Here is an 8,556-nt window from a genome sequence, read left to right on the forward strand (position 1 = left end):
GCCATGACCCGTGGTAAATGGCTGGCCGCTCTGTGCCTGGTGCCCTTCGCGATTTTCTTCTTCGTGTTCCAGATCGCCCCGCTGCTCTGGGTAATGATCAACAGCCTGCAATCGGAAGAGTTCGGCTGGGGCCTGGCCAACTTCAGCAAAATCTTCAACTCGAGATTCTATTTGCAGGCGATCCAGTACAGCCTCGAGATCAGTTTCTGGTCCAGTGTGTTCGGCATCATCATCGCCGTACTCGGCGCCTACTCCTTGCGCCGGGTCGACTCGAAACTGCGCAACTTCGTCAATGCCTTCGCCAACATGACCAGCAACTTCGCCGGCGTGCCCCTGGCCTTCGCGTTCATCATTTTGCTGGGCTTCAACGGCACCTTCACCATCATGCTCAAACAGGCCGGGATCATTCAGGATTTCAACCTGTACTCGAAAACCGGGCTGATCATTCTCTACACCTACTTCCAGATTCCCCTGGGTGTGTTGCTGCTCTACCCGGCGTTCGACGCACTGCGCGAAGACTGGCGTGAGTCCGCCGCGCTGCTGGGCGCCAACGGCTGGCAGTTCTGGCGGCACATCGGTTTGCCGGTACTGACCCCGGCGCTGCTGGGCACGTTCGTGATTCTGCTGGCCAACGCCCTCGGTGCGTATGCCACGGTCTACGCCCTGACCACCGGCAACTTCAACGTGTTGCCGATCCGCATCGCGGCGATGGTCTCCGGCGACATTTCCCTCGACCCGAACCTGGCCAGCGCCTTGGCCGTGGTGCTGGTGGCGTTGATGACCCTGGTGACCATCGTGCATCAGTTGCTGTTGAAGAGGAGCTACCATGTCTCGCGCTGAACTGGGCCCCGTCGGTGTCTATCACCGCGTCGTGGTGTATTTGCTGTTTGCCATTCTGCTGTTGCCGCTGGCCGGCACGCTGATCTACTCGATCGCCAGCAGTTGGTCGGCGACCATTCTGCCCAGCGGCTTTACCTTCAAGTGGTACATCCAGCTGTGGAGCGATCCGCGCTTTCTCGACGCGTTCGGCCAGTCGTTACTGGTCTGTGTCGGCTCGCTGATTCTGTCGGTGGTGCTGATTCTGCCGCTGCTGTTCGTGGTGCATTACCACTTCCCGAAACTCGATGCGTTGATGAACATCCTGATCCTGCTGCCCTTCGCGGTGCCGCCGGTGGTATCGTCGGTCGGGCTCCTGCAGCTCTACGGTTCGGGGCCGTTCGCGATGGTCGGCACGCCTTGGATTTTGATTGGTTGCTACTTCACCGTGGCGCTGCCGTTCATGTACCGGGCGATCACCAATAACCTGCAAGCGATCAACCTGCGCGACCTGATGGACGCCGCGCAACTGCTCGGTGCCAGCACTTGGCAAGCGGCATTCCTGGTGGTGCTACCGAACCTGCGCAAGGGTCTGATGGTGGCGTTGCTGCTGTCGTTCTCGTTCCTGTTCGGTGAGTTTGTGTTCGCCAACATCCTCGTCGGCACCCGCTATGAAACCCTGCAGGTCTACCTCAACAACATGCGTAACAGCAGCGGCCACTTCACCAGCGCGCTGGTGATTTCCTACTTCTTCTTTGTGCTGGTTCTGACCTGGGCGGCCAATATCTTGAACAAGGACAAAAGCGAATGAGCTATGTCAGCGTCCAACATCTTCAAAAGAATTACTCGGGCACTACCGTGTTCAGCGACATCAACTGCGAAATCAAGAAAGGTGAATTCGTCACCCTTCTCGGCCCGTCCGGTTGCGGCAAGTCCACCCTGTTGCGTTGCATCGCCGGCCTGACCTCGGTGGACGGCGGCAAGATTCTGCTGGAGGGTCAGGATCTCGTCCCGCTGAGCCCGCAAAAACGCGGGATCGGCATGGTGTTCCAGAGTTACGCACTGTTCCCGAACATGACCGTGGAGCAGAACGTCGCCTTCGGCTTGCGCATGCAAAAGGTCAACGCCGACGACAGCCAAAAACGCGTCGCCGAAGTGTTGCAACTGGTGGAACTCAATGATTTTGCCGCCCGCTACCCGCATCAACTGTCCGGCGGCCAGTGTCAACGTGTCGCCCTGGCTCGCTCGCTGGTGACCCGGCCTCGCTTGTTGTTGCTGGATGAGCCGCTGTCGGCATTGGATGCGCGGATTCGCAAGCACCTGCGCGAACAGATCCGTCAGATCCAGCGCGAACTGGGTCTGACCACGATCTTCGTCACTCACGATCAGGAAGAAGCCCTGACCATGTCTGACCGAATTTTCCTGATGAATCAGGGAAAGATCGTACAAAGCGGCGATGCAGAAACCCTCTACACCGCACCAGTCGATGTGTTTGCCGCAGGCTTCATCGGCAACTACAACCTACTGGACGCCGACAGCGCCAGTAAGCTGTTGCAACGACCGATCACCCATCGCCTCGCGATTCGCCCGGAAGCTATCGAGCTAAGCCTCAACGGCGAACTCGACGCGCAGATTCGCAGCCACAGCCTGTTGGGCAACGTGATTCGCTATCGGGTCGAAGCCCGGGGCGTGGAATTGGTGGTGGATGTGCTGAACCGTTCGGCAGCCGACCTGCATCCCGATGGTCAGCGCCTGGCACTTTCCATCGATCCGACGGCCCTGTGTGAGGTAGCCTGATGATCTTGCTGATGTTGAAGAGAGAACTGCACTGATGGCCCTGGCAATTTTTGATCTGGACGAAACCCTGATCCACGGCGACTGCGCCACCCTCTGGAGCGAACAAATGGGGCGCCTGGGCTGGGTCGATCCCGAGTCGTTCATGCGTCAGAACAACGAACTGATGGACGCTTACAGCCACGGCAAGTTGCGCATGGAGGAGTACATGACCTTCAGCCTTGAGCCGATGATCGGGCGCACACCGGAAGAAGTCGACCATCTGGTCGGGCCTTGGGTGGAAGACTTCATCGAGCCGATCATCTTCAGCGACGCCACCAAAGCCATCGCCGCCCACCGCAAGGCCGGCGACCGGATCCTGGTGATCTCGGCCTCGGGCACGCATTTGGTCAAGCCGATTGCCGACCGTTTGGGCATCGACGAGATTCTCGGCATCGAGCTGGAAGTGGCCCACGGGGTTTATAGCGGCCAAACCGTTGGTACCCTGACCTACCGCGAAGGCAAGATCACCCGGTTGCTGGAATGGCTCGATGCCGAAGAGGAAAACCTGGAAGGCGCGAGTTTCTATTCAGATTCGCGCAATGACTTGCCGCTGCTGCTGAAAGTGGACTTTCCGCATGTGGTGAATCCGGATCCGGTCCTGCTCGAACACGCTGAAAAGGCCGGCTGGCCGATCCATATCTGGAAGTAATAAAAAACCCATGTGGGAGCGGGCTTGCTCGAAGGCGGTGTGTCATTCAACATTGATGTCGACTGACACACCGCCTTCGCGAGCAAGCCCGCTCCCACAGGGTTTAGGTCAGGCTTTCGTCGATCACCAACACCAGTTTGCCGGAAACCTTATTCGTCGCCAGTTCCGCAAACGCCGCTTCAGCATCCTTGATCGCAAATGTCCTGGCCAGTTGCGGGCTCAAACGCCCTTCGGCAAACAGCGGCCAGACATGCCGGCCAAGATCGCTGAACAAATCGGCCTTGAACTGATCGTCGCGACTGCGCAGGGTCGACCCCAGCAGTTGCACCCGCTTGGCCAACACCTGCGCCAGATCCAGCTGCGCCTCACGACCGCCCATCAAGCCAATCAGCACCCAACGTCCATCGCGAGCCAGCAGCTTGAGGTTCAACGCCGCATAGTTACCACCCACCGGGTCGAGGATCACGTCGAACGGGGCAAGATCATTCAAGCTATCCAGATCGCCATTGCGCACTACGCCACCCTGTGCGCCCAACGCTTCGCAGTAAGCCAGACGCTCGGCGGAACCGACGCTGACCCAGCACGGGTTACCAAACGCCTTGCACAGCTGAATGGCAGCTGAACCGATTCCACTCGCTCCGGCGTGCAGGAGAACTTTCTCACCCGGTTTGAGCGCAGCCAGTTGAAACAAATTCAGCCAAACGGTCGCATACACTTCCGGCAACGCTGCCGCCTCGGCCAGCGACAAACCTTCGGGAACCGGCAACACATGCCGTCCGTCGACAACTACCTCTTCGGCCATCCCGCCCCCGGCCAGCAAGGCGCAAACCCGATCACCGACCTGCCAGGAAGAGCCCGGACCGACCTCGCTGATCACCCCCGAACACTCAAGACCCAGTACTTGACTGGCCCCCGGCGGTGGCGGATAAAGTCCTGCTTTCTGTAACAAATCGGCGCGATTGAGTCCTGCTGCCGCCACTCGGATGCGAACTTGTCCTACATCGCACGTAGGACTCGGCTCTTCAACCCACTCCACTCGCCCCTCAACGCCTTGCAATGCTTTCACAGTGCCTCCATAGTGAGTCTGGACTGAGCCCGAAGCTGTAGCGCCGGGCTTTTTGCATTATGCGACCGGTCCTTGTGGATCCGGCGACTTCAAAGACGGCCTAATATGCGTTATCAATTGTCCCCGCGTCGAATCAGCATGAAGCATCTGCTCCCCAGCACCGCCCTCGCTCTTGTCATTGGTCTCGGTATTTTGCCGATGTCGAGCAATTCGTTCGCAGCCAACAGCTGGGACAAGCTTCAGCCCGATCGTGATGAAGTAATCGCCAGTCTGAACGTCGTCGAATTGCTCAAGCGTCACCATTACAGCAAGCCACCGCTCGACGATGCACGCTCCGTGATCATCTACGACAGCTACCTCAAGCTGCTGGACCCATCGCGCAGCTACTTCATGGCCAGCGATATTGCCGAATTCGACAAATGGAAAACCCAGTTTGACGACTTCCTCAAAAGCGGCGACCTGAACGCCGGGTTCACCATCTACAAGCGCTACCTGGACCGCGTCAAGGCGCGTCTGGACTTTGCCCTTGCCGAGCTGAACAAGGGCGTCGACAAAATCGACTTCACCACCAAGGAAACCTTGCTGGTCGATCGCAAGGATGCCCCTTGGCTCAAGACCACCGCCGAGCTGGACGACCTGTGGCGCAAACGCGTCAAGGACGAAGTGCTGCGGATGAAGATCTCCGGCAAAGAGTCCAAGCAGATTCAGGAAACCCTGACCAAGCGTTACAAGAATCAGCTGGCGCGTCTGGACCAGACCCGTGCAGAAGACATCTTCCAGGCGTACATCAACACCTTCGCCATGTCCTACGACCCGCACACCAACTATCTGTCGCCGGATAACGCGGAGAACTTCGACATCAACATGAGCCTGTCCCTCGAGGGCATCGGCGCCGTGTTGCAGAGCGATAACGATCAAGTGAAAGTCGTGCGCCTGGTGCCTGCCGGCCCGGCCGACAAGACCAAGCAGGTTGCACCGGCCGACAAGATCATCGGCGTGGCCCAGGGCAACAAAGAGATGGTCGACGTGGTCGGCTGGCGCCTGGACGAAGTGGTCAAACTGATTCGTGGTCCGAAAGGCACCGTGGTGCGCCTGGAAGTGATTCCGGCCAGCAATGCGCCGAACGACCAGACCACCAAGATCGTGCCGATCACCCGCGAAGCGGTGAAGCTTGAAGACCAGGCAGTGAAAAAGTCGGTCCTCAACCTCAAGCAGGATGGCAAGGACTACAAGCTCGGCGTCATCGAGATCCCGGCCTTCTACCTGGACTTCAAGGCCTTCCGTGCCGGCGATCCGGACTACAAGAGCACCACCCGCGACGTCAAGAAGCTGCTGACCGAGCTGCAGAAAGACAAGGTCGACGGCGTGGTCATCGACCTGCGCAACAACGGCGGCGGTTCCTTGCAGGAAGCCACCGAGCTGACCAGTCTGTTCATCGACAAAGGGCCGACCGTACTGGTGCGTAACGCCGACGGCCGGGTCGATGTACTGGAAGATGAAAACCCGGGCGCGTTCTACAAAGGCCCGATGGCGTTGCTGGTCAACCGTTTGTCCGCCTCGGCGTCGGAGATTTTCGCCGGTGCCATGCAGGACTACCACCGCGCACTGATCATCGGCGGCCAGACCTTCGGCAAAGGCACCGTGCAGACTATTCAGCCGCTGAACCATGGCGAACTGAAACTGACCCTGGCCAAGTTCTACCGGGTTTCCGGTCAGAGCACCCAGCATCAGGGCGTGCTGCCGGACATCGATTACCCGTCGATCATCGACACCAAGGAAATCGGCGAAAGCGCCCTGCCGGAAGCCATGCCGTGGGACACCATTCGTGCGGCCATCAAGCCTGCGCTAGACCCGTTCAAACCGTACATCACGCAGCTCAAGTCCGAGCATGACGTGCGCACGGCCAAAGACGCGGAGTTCGTGTTCATCCGCGACAAACTGGCCCTGGCGCAGAAGTTGATGAGCGAAAAAACCGTCAGCCTCAATGAAGCCGACCGTCGCGCACAACATGCCGATATCGAAGCCAAGCAACTTGTCATGGAAAACATCCGTCGCAAGGCCAAGGGCGAAGAGCCGCTCAAAGAGCTGAAGAAAGAAGACGAAGATGCCCTCGCGGCCGAGCCGGACAAGACCAAGCCAGAAGACGATGCTTATCTGAGCGAGACCGGGCGGATTCTGCTCGATTACTTGAAACTCAACACCGCGGTTGCCAAGCACTAAGTGGTTGTAATCAGCATGATGGCAATTTAATGCTGACGCTCCCCGGAGCGTCATCAAACAGTCATCATTCTGTCGTGAAATACAGGACTGGGCGTGCTCTTTAACGAGAGCACGCCCAGTCCTTTTTTTATCGCCAGAGAACGCCATGACCACGACCGAACAGCTGAGTGCCTTGAGCTCGATACTGACTCAAAGCGATTTGCACAGCCTGTTCCAGCCGATCATTTCCCTCTCTGAACGACGTATCATCGGTTACGAAGCCCTCAGCCGTGGCCCCTCCAACAGTCCGCTGCACTCCCCCGTTGCCCTGTTCGCGGTAGCTCGCCAGGCCGGTCGCCTCAGCGAACTGGAGATCGCTTGCCGTCAAAGTGCTTGCCGACGCTTCAATGAACAGCAATTGCCCGGCAAACTCTTCCTCAATGTGTCCCCGGAATCCCTGCTCGAAGCCACCCACCAACCCGGACGCACCCTGCAACTGCTGCAGGATTTCGGCATACCGCCGAGCCAGGTGGTGATCGAACTCACCGAACAGACTCCAACCGACGATTTCCAGTTGCTGCAAAACGCCCTGCATCACTATCGGGCAATGGGGTTTTCCATTGCGCTGGATGATCTGGGTGCCGGTTATTCGAGCTTGCGGCTCTGGTCTGAATTGCGCCCGGATTACGTCAAGATCGATCGGCACTTTATCGACGGCATTCACCAGGACGCGCTCAAGCGTGAGTTCGTCGGCTCGATCCTGCAGATCGCCAAGGCTTCCCGGGCAAAAGTGATCGCCGAAGGCATCGAATTGCCGGAAGAACTGGCCGTGCTGACCGAAATGGGCGTCGATCTGGTCCAGGGTTATCTGCTTTGCCGGCCCCAGGAGCATCCGCCCCGCGAAGCCCGAGCCTTGATGCCCAAACCAAACAGCGTCGCCGCGATACTGAACGAGGAAGTCAGTGACCTCAGCGCCCTGCTCAATGACCAACCGGCGGTGACCAGCAACACCCCGACCGCCACCGTGCTGGAAGCCTTCCGCCGCCAGGCCAACCTGAACTCCCTGGCGGTGCTCGACGAACAGGGCCAGCCCTGCGGCATCGTCCACCGTCATTCACTCTCGGATGCCTTGCTCAAGCCCTTCGCCACCGACCTGTTCGCCCGCAAGCCCATCAGTCGCTTGATGAGCGACGACTTCCTCGCCGTGGAGCTGAGCCAGTCGCTGCAACAGGTCAGCCGCCTGATCACCAGCCGCGCGCGCCAGCGCATCGAAGAAGACTTCATCATCACCCTCAACGGCGGCTATTTGGGGCTAGGTCGGGTGATCGACGTGCTCAAGCTGATTACCGAACTGAAAATCCAGCAAGCCCGCTACGCCAACCCGCTGACCCTGCTGCCGGGCAACGTGCCGATCCAGCAATGCCTGACACGACTGCTGCAACAGGAACGGGAATCGGTGATCTGCTACGTGGACATCGACAGCTTCAAACCCTTCAACGACATCTATGGCTACGGTCGCGGGGATGAAGTCCTACTGTGCCTGGCGCAATGCCTGAACGACCGCGTCGACCCTTCCCGCGACTTCGTCGGCCATATCGGCGGCGACGACTTTCTGCTGGTGCTCGGCCCGGAAGACTGGCGCAAACGCCTGAACCAATTGCTGGACGACTTCCACAGCCAATGCCGACGCTTTTACCGCAGCGAACACCTGGAAGCCGGCTGCTTCATCGCACCCAACCGCCAAGGCGTAAGACAGGAATTTGCGCTGCTGTCCCTGTCCATCGGCGTGGTGCATTTGCATCCACAGGCTTGTGGACAACTCGATGCGAGCCAGTTGGCAGAGATGGCATCACAGGCCAAGCATCACGCGAAGAATGTTCCGGGGTATAGCGTGCATGTGATTGATAGCCTGGCGGTGCCAGTAGCCGAGGAAACGTTGGTTGCCGGGCATCGGTGATTTGCCATACATCCCGTAGGAGCTGCCGAAGGC

General features: G+C 58.9%; 7 protein-coding genes. 6 read left to right on the plus strand and 1 reads right to left on the minus strand.

Features of this window, described 5'->3' with window-relative positions; translation table 11 throughout:
- Positions 1-3: 3 nt before the first annotated feature.
- The 4 genes from PMI30_RS26940 to PMI30_RS26925 are packed head-to-tail and all read left to right on the plus strand — an operon-like array spanning position 4 to position 3,301.
- On the plus strand, positions 4-840 hold the full coding sequence (locus tag PMI30_RS26940) for an ABC transporter permease (RefSeq protein ID WP_162130596.1): 837 nt from the start codon (positions 4-6) through the stop codon (positions 838-840).
- Positions 827-1,627 (plus strand): ABC transporter permease, encoded by an 801-nt coding sequence (locus tag PMI30_RS26935; RefSeq protein WP_008005677.1) that lies wholly within the window; start codon positions 827-829, stop codon positions 1,625-1,627. The genes PMI30_RS26940 and PMI30_RS26935 overlap by 14 nt, the downstream gene beginning before the upstream one ends.
- Positions 1,624-2,613, plus strand: a complete 990-nt coding sequence (locus PMI30_RS26930; RefSeq protein WP_008005678.1) for an ABC transporter ATP-binding protein — start codon at positions 1,624-1,626, stop codon at positions 2,611-2,613. The genes PMI30_RS26935 and PMI30_RS26930 overlap by 4 nt, the downstream gene beginning before the upstream one ends.
- A gap of 34 nt (positions 2,614-2,647) precedes the next feature.
- Positions 2,648-3,301: an HAD family hydrolase gene (locus PMI30_RS26925; protein WP_008005680.1), complete on the plus strand. Its 654-nt coding sequence runs from the start codon at positions 2,648-2,650 to the stop codon at positions 3,299-3,301.
- 103 nt (positions 3,302-3,404) lie between these two features.
- Here PMI30_RS26925 and PMI30_RS26920 read toward each other — a convergent pair whose 3' ends face one another.
- Positions 3,405-4,367 (minus strand): zinc-binding dehydrogenase, encoded by a 963-nt coding sequence (locus PMI30_RS26920; RefSeq protein ID WP_008005681.1) that lies wholly within the window; start codon positions 4,365-4,367, stop codon positions 3,405-3,407.
- A gap of 138 nt (positions 4,368-4,505) precedes the next feature.
- On the opposite strand from PMI30_RS26920, the gene PMI30_RS26915 reads away from it, so the two are divergent.
- Positions 4,506-6,587 carry a carboxy terminal-processing peptidase gene (locus PMI30_RS26915; RefSeq protein ID WP_008005683.1) on the plus strand — a complete coding sequence of 694 codons (2,082 nt, stop codon included), beginning with the start codon at positions 4,506-4,508 and terminating at the stop codon, positions 6,585-6,587.
- A gap of 145 nt (positions 6,588-6,732) precedes the next feature.
- Positions 6,733-8,523 (plus strand): bifunctional diguanylate cyclase/phosphodiesterase, encoded by a 1,791-nt coding sequence (locus tag PMI30_RS26910; RefSeq protein WP_008005685.1) that lies wholly within the window; start codon positions 6,733-6,735, stop codon positions 8,521-8,523.
- The last annotated feature ends 33 nt before the right edge of the window (positions 8,524-8,556 follow it).

The sequence above is a fragment of the Pseudomonas sp. GM50 genome (genome assembly GCF_000282375.1).
GTDB lineage: Bacteria > Pseudomonadota > Gammaproteobacteria > Pseudomonadales > Pseudomonadaceae > Aquipseudomonas.